Origin of the sequence: Sphingomonas yabuuchiae (genome assembly GCF_014199595.1) — a bacterium.
GTDB lineage: Bacteria > Pseudomonadota > Alphaproteobacteria > Sphingomonadales > Sphingomonadaceae > Sphingomonas > Sphingomonas yabuuchiae.
Map to the genome: position 1 here is coordinate 1 of NZ_JACHNX010000029.1, position 18,107 is coordinate 18,107.

The 18,107-nt window shown below is 60.4% G+C and carries 22 protein-coding genes; 13 read left to right on the forward strand and 9 right to left on the reverse strand.

Translation table 11 applies throughout. From position 1 onward, the window contains the following. Nucleotides 1-58: 58 nt before the first annotated feature. The 4 genes from GGQ89_RS18155 to GGQ89_RS18170 are packed head-to-tail and all read right to left on the reverse strand — an operon-like array spanning nucleotide 59 to nucleotide 2,279. The gene (locus GGQ89_RS18155) at nucleotides 59-988 is read right to left on the reverse strand and encodes a Y-family DNA polymerase (RefSeq protein WP_446689137.1); all 930 of its coding nucleotides are present in this window, start codon (nucleotides 986-988) and stop codon (nucleotides 59-61) included. Between the two features lie 6 nt (nucleotides 989-994). After that, nucleotides 995-1,441, reverse strand: coding sequence for a LexA family protein (locus GGQ89_RS18160; protein ID WP_184106710.1), 447 nt, complete (start codon nucleotides 1,439-1,441; stop codon nucleotides 995-997). Nucleotides 1,442-1,499: 58 nt separating this feature from the next. Continuing rightward, on the reverse strand, nucleotides 1,500-2,132 hold the full coding sequence (locus GGQ89_RS18165; RefSeq protein WP_184106711.1) for an SOS response-associated peptidase family protein: 633 nt from the start codon (nucleotides 2,130-2,132) through the stop codon (nucleotides 1,500-1,502). A gap of 9 nt (nucleotides 2,133-2,141) precedes the next feature. Next, nucleotides 2,142-2,279: a hypothetical protein gene (locus GGQ89_RS18170; RefSeq protein WP_184106712.1), complete on the reverse strand. Its 138-nt coding sequence runs from the start codon at nucleotides 2,277-2,279 to the stop codon at nucleotides 2,142-2,144. Between the two features lie 82 nt (nucleotides 2,280-2,361). On the opposite strand from GGQ89_RS18170, the gene GGQ89_RS18175 reads away from it, so the two are divergent. From GGQ89_RS18175 to GGQ89_RS18190, 4 genes are all read left to right on the forward strand, one after another. Further along, a complete protein-coding gene (locus GGQ89_RS18175; RefSeq protein WP_184106713.1) occupies nucleotides 2,362-2,610 on the forward strand; it encodes a hypothetical protein in 249 nt (82 codons plus the stop codon). After that, nucleotides 2,607-3,965 (forward strand): zeta toxin family protein, encoded by a 1,359-nt coding sequence (locus GGQ89_RS18180; protein WP_184106714.1) that lies wholly within the window; start codon nucleotides 2,607-2,609, stop codon nucleotides 3,963-3,965. Before GGQ89_RS18175 ends, GGQ89_RS18180 begins: the two co-directional genes overlap by 4 nt. A 326-nt stretch (nucleotides 3,966-4,291) precedes the next feature. Further along, complete coding sequence (locus tag GGQ89_RS18185) at nucleotides 4,292-5,116, forward strand: hypothetical protein (protein WP_184106715.1); 825 nt, start codon at nucleotides 4,292-4,294, stop codon at nucleotides 5,114-5,116. Between the two features lie 71 nt (nucleotides 5,117-5,187). After that, the gene (locus GGQ89_RS18190; RefSeq protein ID WP_184106716.1) at nucleotides 5,188-5,994 is read left to right on the forward strand and encodes a DUF4145 domain-containing protein; all 807 of its coding nucleotides are present in this window, start codon (nucleotides 5,188-5,190) and stop codon (nucleotides 5,992-5,994) included. A 44-nt stretch (nucleotides 5,995-6,038) separates the two neighbouring features. Here the strand turns inward: GGQ89_RS18190 and GGQ89_RS18195 are convergent, their stop codons facing one another. Further along, a complete protein-coding gene (locus GGQ89_RS18195) occupies nucleotides 6,039-6,479 on the reverse strand; it encodes a hypothetical protein (protein ID WP_184106717.1) in 441 nt (146 codons plus the stop codon). Nucleotides 6,480-6,747: 268 nt separating this feature from the next. On the opposite strand from GGQ89_RS18195, the gene GGQ89_RS18200 reads away from it, so the two are divergent. The 9 genes from GGQ89_RS18200 to GGQ89_RS18240 all read left to right on the forward strand — a co-directional run bounded on the left by GGQ89_RS18200 (nucleotide 6,748) and on the right by GGQ89_RS18240 (nucleotide 14,292). After that, nucleotides 6,748-7,386 carry a recombinase family protein gene (locus GGQ89_RS18200; protein ID WP_184106719.1) on the forward strand — a complete coding sequence of 213 codons (639 nt, stop codon included), beginning with the start codon at nucleotides 6,748-6,750 and terminating at the stop codon, nucleotides 7,384-7,386. Between the two features lie 47 nt (nucleotides 7,387-7,433). Next, on the forward strand, nucleotides 7,434-8,393 hold the full coding sequence (locus tag GGQ89_RS18205) for a replication protein RepA (RefSeq protein WP_184106721.1): 960 nt from the start codon (nucleotides 7,434-7,436) through the stop codon (nucleotides 8,391-8,393). A gap of 803 nt (nucleotides 8,394-9,196) precedes the next feature. Next, nucleotides 9,197-9,418, forward strand: a complete 222-nt coding sequence (locus GGQ89_RS18210; RefSeq protein WP_184106723.1) for a hypothetical protein — start codon at nucleotides 9,197-9,199, stop codon at nucleotides 9,416-9,418. 135 nt (nucleotides 9,419-9,553) lie between these two features. Beyond that, a complete protein-coding gene (locus GGQ89_RS18215; RefSeq protein ID WP_184106725.1) occupies nucleotides 9,554-10,237 on the forward strand; it encodes a ParA family protein in 684 nt (227 codons plus the stop codon). Between the two features lie 89 nt (nucleotides 10,238-10,326). Continuing rightward, nucleotides 10,327-10,611 carry a hypothetical protein gene (locus tag GGQ89_RS18220; protein WP_184106727.1) on the forward strand — a complete coding sequence of 95 codons (285 nt, stop codon included), beginning with the start codon at nucleotides 10,327-10,329 and terminating at the stop codon, nucleotides 10,609-10,611. Nucleotides 10,612-10,765: 154 nt separating this feature from the next. Beyond that, complete coding sequence (locus GGQ89_RS18225; RefSeq protein WP_133192238.1) at nucleotides 10,766-11,500, forward strand: ParA family protein; 735 nt, start codon at nucleotides 10,766-10,768, stop codon at nucleotides 11,498-11,500. Nucleotides 11,501-11,502: 2 nt separating this feature from the next. After that, a complete protein-coding gene (locus GGQ89_RS18230) occupies nucleotides 11,503-12,393 on the forward strand; it encodes a ParB/RepB/Spo0J family partition protein (protein ID WP_338112258.1) in 891 nt (296 codons plus the stop codon). Between the two features lie 196 nt (nucleotides 12,394-12,589). Further along, nucleotides 12,590-13,141, forward strand: coding sequence for a hypothetical protein (locus GGQ89_RS18235; protein ID WP_240456265.1), 552 nt, complete (start codon nucleotides 12,590-12,592; stop codon nucleotides 13,139-13,141). Then, nucleotides 13,141-14,292 carry a relaxase/mobilization nuclease domain-containing protein gene (locus tag GGQ89_RS18240; RefSeq protein WP_184106729.1) on the forward strand — a complete coding sequence of 384 codons (1,152 nt, stop codon included), beginning with the start codon at nucleotides 13,141-13,143 and terminating at the stop codon, nucleotides 14,290-14,292. The genes GGQ89_RS18235 and GGQ89_RS18240 overlap by 1 nt, the downstream gene beginning before the upstream one ends. 368 nt (nucleotides 14,293-14,660) lie before the next feature. Here GGQ89_RS18240 and GGQ89_RS18245 read toward each other — a convergent pair whose 3' ends face one another. From GGQ89_RS18245 to GGQ89_RS18260, 4 genes are read right to left on the reverse strand one after another with little or no spacing between them, the layout of a single operon-like run. Next, nucleotides 14,661-15,257, reverse strand: a complete 597-nt coding sequence (locus tag GGQ89_RS18245) for a VTT domain-containing protein (RefSeq protein ID WP_184106731.1) — start codon at nucleotides 15,255-15,257, stop codon at nucleotides 14,661-14,663. A gap of 47 nt (nucleotides 15,258-15,304) precedes the next feature. Continuing rightward, nucleotides 15,305-16,084, reverse strand: coding sequence for a COG4705 family protein (locus GGQ89_RS18250; RefSeq protein WP_244955814.1), 780 nt, complete (start codon nucleotides 16,082-16,084; stop codon nucleotides 15,305-15,307). Then, nucleotides 16,081-17,424, reverse strand: a complete 1,344-nt coding sequence (locus GGQ89_RS18255) for a sensor histidine kinase (protein WP_184106757.1) — start codon at nucleotides 17,422-17,424, stop codon at nucleotides 16,081-16,083. The genes GGQ89_RS18250 and GGQ89_RS18255 overlap by 4 nt, the downstream gene beginning before the upstream one ends. Further along, complete coding sequence (locus GGQ89_RS18260; RefSeq protein WP_184106733.1) at nucleotides 17,424-18,098, reverse strand: response regulator transcription factor; 675 nt, start codon at nucleotides 18,096-18,098, stop codon at nucleotides 17,424-17,426. Before GGQ89_RS18260 ends, GGQ89_RS18255 begins: the two co-directional genes overlap by 1 nt. Nucleotides 18,099-18,107 lie beyond the last annotated feature (9 nt).

The following is an 18,107-nucleotide window of genomic DNA, read 5'->3' on the forward strand; positions in this document are numbered from 1 at the left end:
TCGGATGGGCACACATCCTCCTCACTGGCGAGTACCTTTGGCCCAAGGACGCCGGCGCTTAGGGTGTCATTCCGCCCTCAGCCGGAACCGACCCCTTGTACCGGCTACCGTGCATGAACGCGATCAGCCGTGTGGCTACCAGCCCTTGCGCGCGGACTTTCTCAGCAGCTCGAACCGCTCGCCGCACCATCGCTTCGCGAATGGTCGCGGCATCGCTGACAGGTTCACCAAAGCAGCGGGTGACAGCCGTTGCCTTGAGCGGTTCAGGCTCCGGCTGGAAGCCGTCGCATTCAATGCCGTTTAGCTCGCGCACCAGACGTTCCAGAACGACCGTGCCGACGCTACGTGCGACCTCGGGCGGCATGGCCGTCAGATCGGCCGCAGTCGTCACGCCCAGCGGCCGCAGCCTCGCAGCCAGGGCGGGGCCAATGCCCCACACCTCTTCGACCGGCCAAGCGGCGAATAGTCGGCGCCGCAGCTCGACGTCGTGCAGATCGATCACCCCGCCCCACACCTTTTCCGATGCCTTGGCGAGCGCATTGGCAACCTTGCTCAGTGCGCGGGTCGGACCCAGCCCCACCCTCGTCGGAAGGCCGACCGATCGCATGACGGACTCCCGGACACGGTGCGCAGTTTCGACATCACCCAAGCCATTCTGCAGGACAGGCAATCGGAAGAAGGATTCGTCGATCGAGTAGATTTCTACCGTGTCGGAAAACTCAGCGATGACCATGTTAAAGCGGCGATTAAGGTCGCTGTAGAGTTCGTAATTGGACGATCGTACCTCGATACCGTGGCGTTTGATGGTGTCGCGGATTTTGAAAACCGGCGCTCCCATCTTGATATGCAGCGCCTTCGCTTCCGCGCTCCGCGCGACAGCGCAGCCGTCGTTGTTGGACAGCACAATGACCGGCACATTCCGCAGCTTGGGATCGAAAAGCCGCTCCGCACTGACGTAGAAATTTTCGATGTCGAGGATGGCCCACATCGCTCGCTATGCCTGTAAGTTGCGGACGCTGGCGCGCACTACGCCCCAAATCTCGACGTTTTCCGCGCTCGTTTCCGGATAGCTCATCCGACTGTTACGAGCTTCCAGAAAGGCCCCGCCATCACGGGTGCAGAGCTGGCGAACCACGAAACCGCCGTCGACGATTGCAATGACGATCTTGCCGTTTGATGGCCGCTTGTCGCGATCGACCACAACGACATCGCGATCATAGATACCCGCATCGATCATCGAATTGCCCCGCACCTCGAACACGAAACTGGCCGCGCGATCGAGTCGGAGCAGCTCGACGAGGTTGATCCCCGTTTCCTCCCAGTCCTGAGCTGGCGACGGGAATCCCGCTCCGGCAGCGCCGATGATTTGCAGGCGAATGTCGGCCGGAATTTCGGCCAAGGGAATCGGGCGGTCAGGCAGGAGGGCAAACGCGGCGGTCATGGCAGCGATTGTAACGCGCTAAAGAACAAAATGGGAACGTGAATTTTGCCGGTAACGGTTAGCGTTCATCGCGCCGGGTCGGGAACACCGGACCCCGAACCGTCATTTTTGCCGGGTCGAACGGCTTTTGAAGTCGAACAACGTCGTCATAAGACCCTTGTAGCCACGTATCGATATCGTCCGGATCGAGGATCGTAATCATGGCCTTGGGGTGGATCGGGCTGACCAGCGCGTTGGGGTCGCACGTCACCATCGTGAAGCCATTTCCTTCCGCGGTTGTTTGCCAGAAGCCGGCCACGGCGAACACCGGCTGACTTGGCACGGCGAACCACATTTCCCCCTTTAGCGCCGGCTTCCCGTCGCCCAGGTCGTGCTTTTCGTGCGTGAACTCGCAGAACTCAGTCAGCGGGACGAGGCACCGATTTTCGGGTTTCTCAGCCAGCTTTCGCCATTGTGGCAGAGCCAGGTTGCGAACATTCGTCATCGGCCAAGGCGCTTTCCCGCCCAGCACGTCCCACGTCATCACGTCCCAAGCCCGTTCGCCGTCTTGCTCGCGGATGATGTAGTTTCGGCTTTTGGGGCGCAGCTCGCGCGGGTTGAAACGGTTGTCTCGCGGACGCTGACCAAACAATTTCGCGGCCGACCCCCAAAGCGTTTCCGGCTCGCCGGACATTCTTGCGCGGTTGCACATTACCCGGTTCTAGTCGTCGACGGCATGTTCACGGATAGCGGTCGCGATACGCGCGAGCAGATCCACCACCCGTTCGTCGTCCTCACCTTCCGCGAATGCCTCAACGATCTGCGCCGAGCGCTCAAAATTGTCGGGAGTAAATGCCATCGAGCGAAGATGCCTCAACCCGGCCTGTTCGGCAACGCGCCCGACGTGGTAAGCCACTAATCCTATTCCGAAAGGATGGACGATGACCGGGCAAGGTTTCGATGTGATCGCAGCAGCGATCGAGGACAATTTAGACCACCTGCATAAGCAGCGTTGGGACGCGCGTGCGGCAGAGCTGCACGGTGCCGAGGCCGATGCCCCGGACAGCGAGCGTGAGCGCATCCAGCAGGCATTGCGCGATCACTACGCCGATCGGTTCCGTCCCGAGACAAGCCGCCTCGCCCTTCTTGAGCAGGCGCGGAAGAACTATAACGAGAAGCAATCCGCATGAGCGACCAGCAGCCGCTTTCGACAGCAGAGCGCGACAAGCTCGCTCGGAGCCTGATCGATGTCCAGCTTGGCATGACCAAGGCCGTTGACGAGCCAAAGGCCGTGTTGACCGCAGGCCAACCCGGCTCCGGCAAGAGCGTAATCGTCCGATCGATATCGGTTCAGTTTGAAGGCATGGGCGGCGCGATCACGATCGATCCAGACGCGATCCGACCGAATATTCCCTACATGCGCGAGCGCATCGCCAAAGGCGACCTGTCTATTCCGGACGCGGCTTATCAGGACGCCGGCACGATCGCGGCAGGTATGATGAAGATGGGCGCCGAAGCGAACCGCAACATCATCTATGATGGAACGCTATCGAACACCTTCTACGCGAAGCAGAACTCCGATTATTTGCGGGCGAACAGCTACCGCGTCGAGATTCACGGCATGGCGGTCGATCCCGATCTAAGCCACGCCAGGACCTACAGCCGTCGCGAGGCAGAGATAGCATCGTCGCCTACCGGGTTCGGTCGCGGTGTCGGTGACAAATTCCATGACGATGCTGTCAGCGGCCTCGTCTCGACGATCAAGGCGCTTCAGGACGAAGGCAAGGTTGACGCGATCGTTCTCTATGACCGGACTGGACGGAAAGTCGGTAGCGCGCAGCTTGAGGAAGGCCGATGGGTTCCGGACAAGAGCATGGCCGACGAGCTAAAGAAGGTTCATTCCTTCCCCGACCAAGGAAGCAGGGACGAAGCCGCGAAGACGTGGGACAAAGCGGCGACGTTGATGGACGTTCGCAACGCCGATCCCGATGACCGCAGGAAGGTGGAGGCATTTCGCGATGCCGCTCGCGCACTCGCGACCCCTGCCCCCGGCCAACAGCCGGACAGCGACAAGCTGGCGACGCTTCGCGTCACCGAGCAACCGGCAGGACCGCGCAGCGTGTTGTCTCCCGCGAAGGTGCAGGAGGAACTAGATAAGTATCTTCCGCATGCTCGCCTTGAGGCAGTCGCAGCACTCCGGGGCGCTGCCAAGGCCGGCGCATCGGCCAGCGACATCGAGGCCGCTCGAAGCGACCTCAATTATCTCAATCACGCGAAGGGACCGGCCTATCAGGCGAGGTTGATCGAGCAGCTAGGCACCCGCGACGTGCAGGCCGTCATCACTCGCAACCAAACGCCGCTTGAGCGCGTCCGCGAATTGGGCGCGGCGATCGGCGTTGAGATTGCGCGGCGCGATCCAGCGCAGGTTGCGAAAGCGATGGCCGCTATTGATCTGAATCGATCCTCGCCAACTCGTTCGGTGACAGCCCCACAAAAGCAGCCGGACCCACAGCAGCCAAGTCAGGAACGCGGCCGGAGCCGTTAAATGCAAACGCCCCGCTGCCGGGGGGGGAGCAGCGGGGCGGTATAGAGACCGACGCTAGCGGGGGGGGATTGCCGCGCCGGTCAGAGTAAGAACCCCAGCATCATAAGACAGTTCCGTGAGCCGCTACGAAAATGCCCTGCCAGTCCGTGGACTAGCAGGGCATCGCGAGCCTTCACCGCCCCTCCCCCCGAAAGGGCAGGACGCTGCAAGCTGGGTAAAAATTAGACCTACGGCTTCGGGTGTCAACTTCAGGCGGTGTGTCACCGGGCAAGCGGATCGAGTGCCAGGATGATCGCGCGAGGCCCAAAAATTTATTACACGGTTACATGAGCAACATTTTGCCCGCCGCAATCATAGATGTTTGGAATATCGAGAGTTTCGACGCCGAGCTGCGCAGCAGTCTCGACACCTACGCCGATCTAATCCGCGACTATATGTCGACCAACCGGCGACAATGGCTTGAACGTGAGGCTTCTGACCACACCGGAGCTTATCCCGAGAATGGCTTCGCGGGCGCGTTCATGCGCGTAGAAGAACATATCGTAATGCCGCTCATGGAGGCGCGCACGATCCGCGTTTGGCACTACACCCGCATGACTGATCGGGAAGTCGATATCATGCGGCGCGACGGCATTTATCCGTCCAGCCTCGCCAACTTCCGAGCGCGGTTAGATGCCGAAGTGGCGGCCGGGAGCTTCAGCGCTGAGATAGCTGATAGGTTGTTTGCCGACAGTCCATATCAGAGCGATCAGCGGGCTTCACGATCAGGCAAGTTTTGGGCGGTATCCAACCCACACAGCATCGATGACGGCGGCGTAAAGCTGCTGGTGAAGAGTTGGGGCGGCGAAGCCGCCTATTTCTGGCAGCGAGACGAAGGCTTGCAGGAGTTACTGAAGCGGATCGGACGCGCACGCGTGCTGGAGGTTTCCATGCCGCTCTCCTATTCTCGCCACGCCTTCAGTGCCGCCCGAGCGGTTGTCGCGACATACGGTAGAATGCTTGGCTGTGTGCCGGATAACGGAGGGTTCGACCTTTACACCTCTCAGCCGTTACCCGCGCAGAACGTGCTTGCCGTCCATAGCCAAGGCGATCCGACCTTCTCCACGATGGCGCGAGGCTATCCCGCGTTCTTCATTGAAGCCGACGATTGAATGTAGATATCAGCACTAATCTCAATCTCCCCAGGTCTATCAATAAGGCCGCGCTTGGATAGGATCGGCCTATGACAGACGTGACATTACAGCGGATGAAGGCTCATTGTCCTTCATGCAACAAAGAAACAAACTGCGATGTAGCCGGGGCGGTAGACCAGCCGTGGGAGGTTGCAGACGAGGAAAATAGCTCAAGCGGTAAAATAGACCATAAATTACTGCAATGCCTCGGATGCGAGACAGTGTTTTATCACCGGAGTAGTTGGGACACAGAGGATTGGGATTTTTACTACGACCGCCGGAAGGAGGAAGAGGTAATGATTTATCCAACCCGAACCGAAACGTACCCAGTCCCGCAGGTAAGGGGCCAAGGTGCGAAATGGTTTGAAGAACTATGGTGGATCGACCAACCCTTATATACAATTCTGCGCGAGGTTTATCAGGCGTCGGAAGGCAATTCATTTTTTCTTGCCGCAGTAGGACTTAGAACCGCACTAGACCGAACAATGGAACTATTGGGCGTTGATCCGGGGCACTATCTGGCGGACAAGCTAAAAACCGTGAAAGAGCGCGGGATTATCGGGCAGGTTGAACATGACGCGCTAAGTGTGGTTGCGGAGGCAGGGAATGCAGCAGCACACCAAGGATGGTCGCCGTCGAAAGACCAGTTTTCTCCCTTACGTGTGGCGTTAGACCAATTTGTAGAAAGAACAGTAGTTTACGGGAACAAGGCGATGGTGGTGAAAGGTAATATTCCGCCAAAGCATAAAAGACCGAAAAAGGCGAATAATGCGCCTGATCAAATAAAGTCTGAACCTGTAGTATTGTTATCGAAGGGCGAAGAAGCCCAAAACGGGCAAGCAGCGGGAGCCGCTTAAGTGGTTGCAATCCTAATGTCGACGGCGCTGAGGCCAGTTTTCGTTTAGCCCCCCGCGATCGCCTTCCACGACCATTCTAGGGCCTTGCCGAATGCTAGGCTTCCCGCAAAAAACAACACGAGGCATCCGGGCCGATATATCAGCCGTTCGCGGCCTGCGCGGGTGCGCTCGCGCAACGACGGGAGGGGAACGCTCGCAAGCCAACGGTCGAACCGGTCGTGATCGCCCCTTTCGTCATTGTAGATGCGATCATGTTCCTCAGCCGCTTGAGGGTCGAGCTTTGCGCTGCCGCCACGCGAAACAACCTTGCCATCGGGGTATATCTGAAGTGCGGGGCCTTCGCCGGGATGGTCGAGCCATATAGCATCCTCAACGTCGGTAATGCTCCAATCGGGGGCATAGCCCCGCTTCACCATCCGGTGAATGCGTCGAAACGTCTCAGTATCGCGCCGTTGCTGTTCGTCGCGTTGTTCCCACTCGTTCACAAGCTGCTCCCCTGGGTGAAAAGCTTATCGACGTGGTGCGGGTTCGGGAAGCGCTGGCGCGGGCATCGTTGATACCATTTAGACAGCACGCGTATCTACAACCATTGACGGACGCCTGAGTATGGCTGTCCGCCGTCTAAAAAACGATCGATTTCTGGACGCCTCACAGCAGCAAAACCGGCCGACCGTTTTCCGCGTCTTTTTTCGCTTTTCATCGTCTAAGTTATCGTCCAATAATCAGCGTCTAACTTAGCGGGGCTTCTGGCGAATGCTGGACGGACTGGATACGACGGCCGATCACGGACCCACAGCCGGTAGCGCACGGATCGGATACGCTCGCGTCTCTACAGCGGATCAGAGCCTTGATGCTCAGATTGACGCGCTGACGAAGGCGGGATGTACCGTCATCTATTCCGAACATGCGAGCGGGACCAAGGACACCCGCGCTGAGCTGGCGCAGGCGCTAAAGGCGCTTCGATCGGGTGACACCCTCGTCGTCTGGCGTCTCGACCGGCTAGGCCGGAATCTCTCACATCTGGTCACAACGGTGAACGACCTAGCGAAGCGACAGGTTGGTTTTGAAAGCCTCACCGAGAAGATCGATACCAGCAGCGCCGTAGGCGAACTGGTGTTCAACATGTTCGCGACCCTCGCCCAGTTTGAGCGCCAGCTAAACAGTGAGCGAACGAAAGCGGCACTTGGCGCGCTTCGCGCTCGCGGGCGCAAAGGAGGGCGCAAGGCTACGCTAAGCCTCAAGCAAATTCGTCAGGCAAAAACCCTGATGGACGATCCGGAACTGACGGCGAGCGATGTTGCCAAGACATTCGGCGTCAGTAGGGCAACGCTTTACAATGGCCTGAAACGTCTGAAAGTAGACGCATCGGGCGATCACCAACCGGCTGTGTAGGGGCGGCAACCCCGCACGGTCGATCACCGCGAGTAGGAGGCGGACACATGGCAGAAGGACTTACATCGATCGGATCAGTGGCGGGCGATCTGTTCGCGTCGATCGAAAAGCAACGCTCGAAGAAGACAGCGCGCGAGCTGACGTTGATCGATAAGGGATTGGAGATCGCCCAGGTGCGACCCGAGGGCGATGACGTGACGTTCATGCACTCGATCCTTTGCCAGATCGGCCTCCCCCGTTCCAAATTCGACGGCGACCGCTTTGAGCGCAAGAACGGCAGCGCCGCTCTGGAGGTTCGCGCGGGGAGCATTTGGACCGGCACAGACATGGTGCAGCAGCCAATTCCCTATGGCCCGATCCCACGTTTGATCCTTGCCTATGTGTCCACTTTTGCCGTCCGCGAGCGGACCCCTGAGATTCCCTTTGGCGAGAGCGCAAACGACGCGCTGCGTATTCTCGGCATCGATAAGGGGGGACCGGCCTACAAGATGTTTCGGACGCAGGTTTCAGCGCTGGCAGCGTGCAGCATGACGATTGGCTTCACCGCTGGCGACAGGGCTTACACCTTCCATGGAAATCCCGTTGAGCAGTTCGAGGCATGGCTACCGGGGCAGGAAGGACAGCGGAGTCTATGGCCGTCCAGCATGGTTCTTGGTCGACGTTTCTACGAGACGCTGCTTGACCATGCCGTGCCAGTCGATTTGCGGGCGTTCTCGTCGCTAAGAGGCTCCGCGATGGCGATGGACCTCTACCTGTATCTTGTGCAGCGCCTTCACCGCATCAGCCGCCCCGTTGGGCTGACATGGTGGATGCTCAAGGATCAGTTCGGCCAAGAGTACGTTGGCGAGGACGCGCTTGCCGACTTCAAGAAGAAGTTCAAGAAGGCTCTGGCTCAGGCGCAAAGCGTCTACCCGGACGCGAAGATTGAGATCGTGCGTGGTGGTATAAAGCTGTTTTCCTCGCGCCCTGCGGTCGATCCGAAAGAGGCCAAGCGCCTCCGGGTCTAACCCTCATTTTCCGCGTTTTAGGTGGTGTTAATCGGACCCCCTTTGGAGTTTGCGAGGTGGTGTTAATCGGACCCCCCGGTTCATGCCAAGGCCGGTGTTAATCGGACCCCCTTTTAGCGCACGGAACTGGTGTTAATCGGACCCCCTAACCGCCGAATGTCCCGGTGTTAATCGGACCCTTTTGCGGTGATAATCGGACCCCCTAAACGGTGTTAATCGGACCCGTTTAGACTCGGGTTTTCGGTGTTAATCGGACCCCCCTAACCTATATATACCTATAGACTCTTCCCTATAGCGACAGCCCTGTGGACAACCGGCGACAGGTCAAAAGCTAGCACCGCCTCTTGGGGGCTACGCCCCCGCCGGCTCCTCGCTGCGCTCGCCCGTCGTGCTTCGCACGCCGTCCCACCCGGCATCCAACCCAACGAAGGCATGAAGGAAGAAAAGAAGAAGACGCGCCGGCTACGCCGTCGCGAATGCTCCCCGAGGGGCGCAAGCGGCTTCCTCAGCCCCTTCTCAGCGACGTTTGGACCGGTTGATAGGCATGATGCAGTAAGGACGGCCTACGCGGCTCGTAGGGCCTTAAAATAGAATGGGCCGGAACCCGGCAAGGTCCCGACCCGCGTTTCACTCGTAGGAGCGAGCTAACGTCATCGATCATATAACCCTCAGGTGAGTCCATTCCAAGGCAAACGGGTCCGATCATCACCTGCGCAACGCCCCGACAGATCCTCCGCGATATGCTAAGGAGTGACCTACCGCGAAGTGACCCCCCTGCCCTCCTAACCGGACGGACTGAGATCATGTCGACCAATTCACGACAAACCGTTGGCGATTTTTTTGCAGCTCACCCCGATAAGCTCGCGGCGTTCGTCGGAGATATGCAGGCGCTGACGTCGGGAATGAAGTCGGCAATCGACGAGCTGGCGGTTGTGATCGCCGCTCAAACCGAACGTGCTAGACAGAGCGCGGATCGGAACCGAGCAATCATCGCGAGGCTAAAGGCGATCCACCCAGATATCTAAAAGGATATCCTTATTGGTGTTGCAACTGGTCGCCTTTGGGAGCGTTGCTAAAATATCCTTTGGATATGCAATATGGTCGTTTTTTAGATAGACTGCATGTGCTAGGCTCCGCGTCGAAGACAGGGGAGATATGAAATGCCGGCCATCGTCGTAGCCAATCCCAAGGGAGGCGCAGGCAAAACGACGTTGACGTTCGTGTTGGCCGGGGAGCTGGCACGTAGCGGCGCAAGCGTGGCAGTTATCGACGCCGATCCGAACGCGATCATCGCCAAGTGGGGCGCGAAGCGGACAGAGAAGGGGCAGGCGCTCCCGTTTGAGATTATCGCCAGTCCCAAAGAGTCGGAGCTGGTAAAGCTCATGGACCGCTACACCGCATCCCATGATTTCGTGCTGGTGGATCTTGAGGGAACCGCCTCGCGGATGACCTCGCGCGCTTTAGCGCGCGCGCATTTGGCGCTTATCCCATTCAACCTATCTCCGATCGATGCGGAGTTGGCTGCCAATGCCGTTGCACTCATCCATGAGGAAGCCGAAGCACTTGGACGGCCAATCGCCTTCCGATTGGTCCGCAGCCGAGACAACGCAGCGATCGAGACGAAGACTGCTAAGCGGATCGTCGCGGCGATCAGCGATGCTGATCTGCCGCTGCTATCGACTGGACTGGTTGAACGTGCGGCCTATCGCGACATCTTCGATTTTTCAGCCACCCTAGAAGAGTTGGAGGACGGTCAGACGTCAGGGTTGGCAGCAGCCAGGCGCAACGCCCTAGAGGTTGCGCGAGCAGTCGTTGAGGCCGTCCAGATGGAGATGACGCGGTGAGTGGGTACGGCTTTGGCAAAAGGGGAGGGACCCCAACTCCGGCCGCATCTGACGAGCCGCTAGACCTTAGCGGCATCAAGCGAGCGCCGATGCCTACCGATCCGAAGCGGGAGGCCGCTGCGCTTGAGCGCGGAGCGGCATTAGGCTTTGTTGATCGTGCCGAGCGCGAGACTGCCACGGCTGACACTGCACCACGGAGGCGGCGCAAGGCCGCCCCTCCGCAGGGAAGCGTCTATGTCAAAGGGCCACAAGAGACGATCGATTGGTTCGTGGAGTTCACGAACCAGCGCGGCCATCGCTCTTACTGGCAAACGATCGAGGAATTTCGCGCGATGATCGAGAGGCGCGAAGGCGTCGGAGGTGAAGGCACATGAGCGGCATTGAGCAGGCAGGGCTAATCATCCTCGCGATCATCGTCGTGATGGTTTTAGCCTCACGCGGAGCGCGTCAGGATGACGCCAACCGCATCGAAGACGCGGATAGAGAAACGTGGTGGTGGGCGCGACGCTCATGGCGGGACGGCGGGCGATGAAGACGATCGCAATCAACATCGAAAAGGGCGGCGCCGGTAAGACGACGATCGCATGTCACTTAGCTTGGCACCTTGCCGATGCCGGACATCGCGTTTTGGTCCTCGACCTGGACCGCCAGTGCAACGCCACCACAGCGTTGCGCGAGTTCGAACAGTTGGGATCATGCAAGCCGCTTTTTGAACCGGGCTTTGAACCACCCGAAACCGGCCGATTGGCGATTTACTCCAACCGGATGCACGGAGAGTATGACTCGAATTATTCGGGCGCTCTTTCGGCGTTCAGGGCGAGCCTGCCGAAGCTGGCACCGCACTTCGATTTCTGTGTGATCGACACCCCGCCCGCGTGGAGCTGGATAAACTTTGCGGCGCTGATGATGTGCGACGATCTGATCGTGCCGGTTGAGCTAGGGCCGTTCGGTCCGGATTCCACGAAGCAGCTATCCAACTCGATTCAGACCGTGAACCAACGGGGCCGATCAACACCGATCAACGTCGTCGGCCTCGTCGCAAATCGCGTGAAGGCGAACGATCGCAACCAGCTCGCGATGCTCGCTGAGCTGAAGGCGAAGATCGGGCGGAACCTGTTCGCGGCATACCTTCCAGACCGCTCGCACTACAGCCAGTCGGTTCAGGCCGGCGTTCCGGTGTGGCGTCACGACAAGGACACCCGCTCTTCGCTGCCGCCCATGCGAGCGTTCCTCGACGAAGCCATGCAAAGAATGGGAGTCTGACCGTGGATTTCGGAGATATTTTCGCGACCAAGGATGAGGTGGCGAAACAGGGGCGGGTTTTGTCGCTCGATGTCGATCAGGTTTACCCGGACCCTGAGAATGTCCGTACCGCCATCGATCAGGCGGAGATTGAGGGCCTTGCGGCGACGATCAAAGAACGCGGTCAAATCCAGCCCATCACGGTCGCGCCGGCTGATGCAGACGGCCGCTATCAAATCTATTTTGGCGAACGGCGCTGGCGTGCCTGTCGCCATCTTGGGATCAAGGTCGACGCGATCGTCAGCGACCAAACCGATGCCGCCCAGGTCCGGATCGATCAGTTCATTGAGAACGACCAACGGGAGCAGTTGTCGACGCGCGATACAGTCGCGTTCGTTCAACGCCAGCTTGCCGCAGGAATGACGATCACGGACCTCGCTCGCGCGACTGGTCGGGATCAAGCGCGGCTCTCTCGTTTTCGCGCATTGATCGACGCGCCGGATTTCATCGCCGCACGTCTCGATGACATTCCGGTTCGAGGGGCCGCAGCCTTGGTCAAAGCGGCTGGACGCGATCAGGCCGCTACAAAGGCGTTTGTAGAAGGCGCGCCCATTGGCACCATTGGCGTTGCGGAATGTGAGCGCTTCGCGCGGGAGTTGTCCGGCCCTTCTCGCCCGCCCGCGCCGGATGTCGCTTTAACACCCGCGCCAGAACCATCGCCAAAAACGGCGAAGGTTGAAGGGGAGGGGGCAGCACCAATTGCCCCCGCACTCACCGGCCGTTCGCGATCCAAACCTGTTGCAGATGAACCCGGCCGGTTCATCGACGTTGATGGAAAACGCGCGCGGATCATCGAAGCGGTATTGCAGTTCGATGATGAAGCCACGCCCAGGACGGTACGTTTCAGCGAGTAGAATGGCGATTGAGAGGGGCTGCGCAAAACCCTCATTGTCTTTTTTCCGCGTCTTCTTCCCTTCGGTCATCGCCAGCGGGTTTCATGGCCCGGGCCATGAAAATGAGATCAGAAGTGGTGGGGGATGTATTATGGCAGGATAGGGATTGTGGCGTTCATTGTATTACACTACTCCCTGCAAGCAAGGAGCCGCAACGATGACATCCCCCACCGAAGGAAAGGCAATGATGGCAGTTCGCGTCGATCGCTCGACGCTCGCCGCCTTCGATGCGCTTGCCGAGGGAAGGGGAGGACGCAGCGCGCTTTTGCGATCGATGCTCGACCAAGCCATGCAGAACGTGACCGGTGCGCCGCTTGTCGCGGCGCGCAGCGACAGCGCCAATGGCCGCGTGTCGATCCGGCTCACGTCCGCTGAAATGGCAGTCGTCGACCACCGGGCCGCGACACGCGGCACCGATCGAGCTGGCTGGATCAAAGCGCTGGTGCGTCGTCACATCGGCCTGAAGGCCAATGTTGACGACGGACTTCGCGATGCGCTCGCGCCGGTCCGGATGCAGTTGCAGCGGATCGGCCGCAATCTGAATCAGGCCATGAAGGCGGGCAATGCGGCGATGATGGTAGACAGCAGCTTGGAGATCGAGCGCGAGCTTCGCCGGATTGCTGACATGCGCGAAGAGATCAACGAGCAGATTGCCGCGCTGGGTGACGCCTTGCGCGGCGATGCCTCCTATTGGGAGGTTGCTGCCTGATGTCGTTCGGTGATCGCGAGGATGATGTATGGGGCGCGATGAAGCCGACTTTTCGGCCTCGCGTCTTTGGCGATCCGAATATGGGCTATGCCGCGCAAATGCGGAACGGCACCGGGCGGTTTGCGCGTTCGATCACACCTAGCGGTAGCCGACACTCGGACGACGCCAAGGCTACGCTTGCGCGCATCGTGCGTAAGTCGCCCGAGGTGATGGTGAAGGTCACAGGCCGCAAGAAGGGTGCGAAGCACCTTGGCGCGCACCTTCAATATATCGGCCGGCATGGAAAGCTGGCGATCGAGACGCGCGACGGCGAGCAGATCGAGACAAAGGCCGATATGGATCGGGTCGCAGACGAGTGGTCTGACCCTCTATATTGGAGGCAGGGGACAACAGTGTCAGCCGTGGCGATGGTGTTTTCCATGCCAGAGGGGACCAACCCCGAAACCGTCAAGCAAGCGGTCCGTGAGACGGCAGAGCTGATGCTTGGCGATAATCACGATTGGCTGATGGCGCTGCATACCGACACGCCCAGGCCGCACGTCCATCTGACTGTGCAGGCCGAGGGTATGGATCGAAAGCGGTTTGATCCGCGCCGTGAGGATCTGTTTCATTTCCGCGAAGCCTTTGCGGCTGCGCTGCGCAGCCGTGGCATCGAGGCCGAGGCCACACCTCGTTACACTCGCGGGCAGGGCAAGGCCGGTGCCAGCATGGCCCTCACGCAGATGCGCGCGAAGATCCTCAGTGGTGCGTCGAAGGTTCCGACTGAGGCAGACGTTAAGCAGGCGAGGGAAGCGATGCAGGTCGCGTTGGGGAAGGCCCAGCAGCCGGCATTTGTCAGCAAGTCCCGCGCGCGTTGGGACGATACCCGGCGACGGTTCGAGGTTGCGGCCGAGCAGCTCGACAAGACTGGAAACCGCGCCGATCGCGAGCTTGCACGCGACGTGCGCGCCTTCCTTCAGGAACGGCCGACAATCGAAACCGTGCCTGATCGCGTTCTACGAAAGACTGAGCAGCGGTTGAAGGCTGGTAGGGAGCGCGAAGCCCAGCAACCGCAAAGGTCGGTCGCATCGCCTGAGAAGGAGCAGCGACAACCGCAGCGCCAGCATGAGCCGCAGCCGCCAAAGCGAACGCCGCCAGCGCGACGGCGTTAGCGGTCGCGGATAATGCGGCAGGTTCCGAATCGGGGACCGGCTAGAGGATGTTCGGAATGGTACGCTAAGCTCCCCGACCGTCCCGATTGGGATCGTTCAATGGGAAAGCCCCGGCTTTCCCGAAACTCGTCTCGCTCATTAAAACGGGAAAGAATTGACGTTGTGCGTGGTGTCACAACCGTTCGAGGCTGTTGAAAAAGTCGCTCCGGCTTAGAGGGGGCGTTGGTCCGAGCAATATTCTTATTTTATCGCGCCTATGGCCGCAATTGCCCGCGCAAAAGCAGCCGCCTTCAAGCAATCATATTACGTGCGAGGTGGTCGCACTGCCTGCCTGCCGAGTTTTTCAACAGTCTCGTTCGGTTTTGACTTTAGGTGGCGCGCCACGTCGCCACCCGGTAAAGATATGCGGCGACCACCAGCCCGACGATGATGTTGGTAATCGGATTCAGGTAGGCGGCAACGATACGGTATTGCCCTTCAAGAAGGTAGCCGGCCACGGCTAACAGCGTCGTCCAGAGCGCGGTCCCAAGCGTCGTGAACAGCAGAAAACGCGGCAGGCTCATACCGAACACGCCTGCCGGTACCGAGATCAGCGTTCGCAGCGCGGGGACGAGCCGGCCGAGCAACACGGCTTTGCCGGAATGTCGATCGAACCAGCGGTCTACGCGGTCGATGTCCCGTGGCGCAAGCGTCAGCCAGCGTCCGTGCCGTGCGGCCCAGCGCCTCAGCCGATCGGCATCGATCCACTTGCCAACATAGTACCAGAACAGCGCGCCCGCGACCGAGCCGCTCGTGCCGGCCACGATCACGCCGAACAGACTCAATCGCCCTTGCCCCGCGCCAAAACCGGCAGCGGGCATAATGATTTCGGAGGGGATTGGCGGAAACACATTTTCAAGAAACATCAGCGCGGCAATGCCGAGGTAGCCGGCTTCGTTAAGGAACTCGATTAGGCGATCGAACACAGGCAGTCTTTCAATGGTCGGGTGTCGTGGCGAGATACCGGTTCAGTTTACCCGACCCTGTTCTCAACAGGATGTTGGCCTGCGCGTTGTGGCAGGATCAGGATGAGGGTCAGAATGGCCGCCGCAAGCACTGCCGAAGCGAGCGGGCGGCTGAAATCGAGCCCGCCCTTCGCGATCGGCTTATCGAGGAAGTCACCCACGGCCGCGCCGAGCGGCCGGGTCAGGATGAACGCTGCCCAGAACAGGAGTACCCGGCTTGCCTTCGTCCAGAAGTAGAGGCCGGCGAGTACCGCCAGCATCGCGCCGAAGATCGCCGCTGCACCCAGATAGCCGAGGCCCCCGGTGTCCGCTGTCCAATCGCCGAGCGCCGTGCCGAGCGTCTGCGAGAAGGTGATGGTGAGCCAGTAGAACAGCTCTGCCTTGGGTTCCCGCACGGTATCGACCGAGATTGACCCAAGGGTGCGATACCAGGCGAACAGGGACGCCAGCACGCATCCGAGCAGCAGCGCCGAACCTCCGGTATAGCCGATGCCCAACGACCGCGTGGCAAAGTCCGCCATCGTCGTTCCCGCGGTGGTCGATGCGATGATCGTCGCCCAGTAGAGCAATGGGCGAAAGCGCGTCGCCGCGACCTGCCACCAGACCAGCGCGATCAATGCCGTCAGGAAAATCGCGGTGCCGACAAGATAGCCCAGGTTCATCGACATGCTGACGGTATCGCCAGCGGTTTCGCCGAGCGTCGTTGCCAGAATCTTGATGATCCAGAAGCCCAGCGTGATCGCCGGCACCTTGCTCAGGAGTTCGCGTCTGTCGCCGATCGTCATCATGTTTTCCCAACTGGTAGTTCAACGACAACCACAAATCCGGGCGGCGCGAGCAGCGAAACCGTGCCCCGGTGCGCGGTCGCGACCGCAGCGACGAGTGCTAGGCCGAGGCCATGACCTTCCGACGATCGGCTACGTTCCGCGCGCGCGAACCGCTGGAACAGCCGGGGCGCATCTTCGGGTGCTACCCCGTGTCCGTCATCGGCGACCGTCAGGCGAGCAATGGCGTCATCACGCTCCAGCTCGACACGAACCGTCGTCCCCGGGGGGGTATGGCGGAGCGCGTTGTCGAGAAGATTGGTGACAAGCTGTTGCAGCAGCCGTCGATCGCCCGTCGTCCAGATCGCGGGTGCAATCGCTGTGACGAGCAGATGGCCGCTTGCCTCCATATCGGGGCGGTAGGTGTCGACCAGTTCCTCGACCAGTTGGTCCAGCGCCACGTCCTGAAAATGGGTGCGAGGGGACAACGCTTCCACTTCCGCGATGCGCAGCAATGCTGCGAAAATATCGAGCAGCTCGCGTGATTGTGCCGCAGCAGCCTCGATCGCTTGGCGTTTCTCGTCCACGTCCCGTGCCGACAGCGCTTCATCGAGCCGGTTATGCAGGCGGGTCAGCGGCGTGCGCAGGTCGTGGGCCACGTCGCCCGACACCTGGCGCAGATTGTCCATCAGCCCACCGATCCGGTCGAGCATCCGGTTGAGCGTCGCTGAAACGCGATCGAACTCGTCGCCCGCGCCGGTGAGCGGCATACGTCGCGCCAGATCGCCATCAATGATTGCGAGCGCGGTGCGGTCGATGCGCGACAGGCGTGCGCGCGTCACCGCACCCACCAGCCAGGCCCCGCCGATGCCGAGCAGCAGCATGACGCCGAATGCGCCGGCGAACAGCTTGAGCAGCGTCGCATCCATCTCGTCGATGACTTCGCGATCGGCCGCGACGACCAACCGGCTGCTGTCCGGCAACCGGGTGGTCAGGGCCTGTGCGATCCGGTGTTCGCCGTCGCGCCGGTAATGCAGCAATTCCAGATAACCCGGCAGGGTCGGGGCGGTCGCGTCGAGCGACCCCGCCACGCGGCGACCCGCCGGGTCGACCAGCAGGTAATCCAGACTGGCGGTGCTTTGCGCCGCCTCGCGCCGGCGGATCGCAGCGGCAACGCCAGTGGGGCCATCGTCGCCTTCGTCGATCAGCGCGCGGGTTTCGATCGCGACGCGGTGATCGAGCTGAATTTCGAGGGCTTCGTGCGTCACTTTATAGGCGACGACCCCGATGATGAGCGTCCCCAGCGCGAAGAGGCACGCGACAAGGGTGACAAGCCCAAAGGTGGATCGCCACGGGCGGGTCATCACGCGCCGCGGATCATGTAGCCAGCGCCGCGCACGGTTTCGATCGCATCATCGTCGAACCCGGCGTTGAGCTTGGAGCGCAGGCGGCTCAAGTGCGTCTCGACGATGTTCGTCTTGGGATCGAAATCGAAATCCCAGACCCGCTCCAGCAGCATCGTGCGCGTCATCACCCGGCGAGGATTGCGCATCAGCTCGGCGAGCAACGCGAACTCGCGCGGTTGCAGCACGATCCGGCGACCGTCTCGCGTGACCGTGCGCCGGTGAAGATCAAGCTCGATCGCACCGATAACGAGCACGCTCGCCTCGGTCTGGGCAGCCGGGCGCCGACCGAGGGCATGGACGCGCGCCGCCAGCTCGGAAAATGCGAACGGCTTGACCAGATAATCGTCGGCTCCGCCTTCCAGTCCTTCGACGCGATCGGTGATACCGCCCACGGCAGTGAGCATGAGAGCCGGGGTCATGTTGCCCGCCGCGCGCAGCGCCTTGATAAGCGATAGGCCATCCAGACCGGGCAGCATCCGATCGACGATCAGCGCGTCGAACTGGTCGCCAGTCGCCTGAAACAGTCCGTCCCGACCATCGGCGCTCGTGACGACATGATGGCCCAGCTCCGCAAGCCCGCGGGCCACGAAGCGGTTGGTCTCGTCATCATCCTCTACGATCAAGATACGCATGACTGCCCT

Coding starts and splice junctions, on each gene's coding strand:
- GGQ89_RS18225 (WP_133192238.1), top strand. CDS start 10,766: ATGAAGACGATCGCAATCAACATCGAAAAGGGCGGCGCCGGTAAGACG.
- GGQ89_RS18175 (WP_184106713.1), top strand. CDS start 2,362: ATGACCGGGCAAGGTTTCGATGTGATCGCAGCAGCGATCGAGGACAAT.
- GGQ89_RS18170 (WP_184106712.1), bottom strand. CDS start 2,279: ATGGCATTTACTCCCGACAATTTTGAGCGCTCGGCGCAGATCGTTGAG.
- GGQ89_RS18240 (WP_184106729.1), top strand. CDS start 13,141: ATGTCGTTCGGTGATCGCGAGGATGATGTATGGGGCGCGATGAAGCCG.
- GGQ89_RS18155 (WP_446689137.1), bottom strand. CDS start 988: ATGTGGGCCATCCTCGACATCGAAAATTTCTACGTCAGTGCGGAGCGG.
- GGQ89_RS18200 (WP_184106719.1), top strand. CDS start 6,748: ATGCTGGACGGACTGGATACGACGGCCGATCACGGACCCACAGCCGGT.
- GGQ89_RS18205 (WP_184106721.1), top strand. CDS start 7,434: ATGGCAGAAGGACTTACATCGATCGGATCAGTGGCGGGCGATCTGTTC.
- GGQ89_RS18180 (WP_184106714.1), top strand. CDS start 2,607: ATGAGCGACCAGCAGCCGCTTTCGACAGCAGAGCGCGACAAGCTCGCT.
- GGQ89_RS18210 (WP_184106723.1), top strand. CDS start 9,197: ATGTCGACCAATTCACGACAAACCGTTGGCGATTTTTTTGCAGCTCAC.
- GGQ89_RS18250 (WP_244955814.1), bottom strand. CDS start 16,084: ATGATGACGATCGGCGACAGACGCGAACTCCTGAGCAAGGTGCCGGCG.
- GGQ89_RS18235 (WP_240456265.1), top strand. CDS start 12,590: ATGACATCCCCCACCGAAGGAAAGGCAATGATGGCAGTTCGCGTCGAT.
- GGQ89_RS18220 (WP_184106727.1), top strand. CDS start 10,327: ATGCCTACCGATCCGAAGCGGGAGGCCGCTGCGCTTGAGCGCGGAGCG.
- GGQ89_RS18260 (WP_184106733.1), bottom strand. CDS start 18,098: ATGCGTATCTTGATCGTAGAGGATGATGACGAGACCAACCGCTTCGTG.
- GGQ89_RS18255 (WP_184106757.1), bottom strand. CDS start 17,424: ATGACCCGCCCGTGGCGATCCACCTTTGGGCTTGTCACCCTTGTCGCG.
- GGQ89_RS18165 (WP_184106711.1), bottom strand. CDS start 2,132: ATGTGCAACCGCGCAAGAATGTCCGGCGAGCCGGAAACGCTTTGGGGG.
- GGQ89_RS18185 (WP_184106715.1), top strand. CDS start 4,292: ATGAGCAACATTTTGCCCGCCGCAATCATAGATGTTTGGAATATCGAG.
- GGQ89_RS18160 (WP_184106710.1), bottom strand. CDS start 1,441: ATGACCGCCGCGTTTGCCCTCCTGCCTGACCGCCCGATTCCCTTGGCC.
- GGQ89_RS18215 (WP_184106725.1), top strand. CDS start 9,554: ATGCCGGCCATCGTCGTAGCCAATCCCAAGGGAGGCGCAGGCAAAACG.
- GGQ89_RS18190 (WP_184106716.1), top strand. CDS start 5,188: ATGACAGACGTGACATTACAGCGGATGAAGGCTCATTGTCCTTCATGC.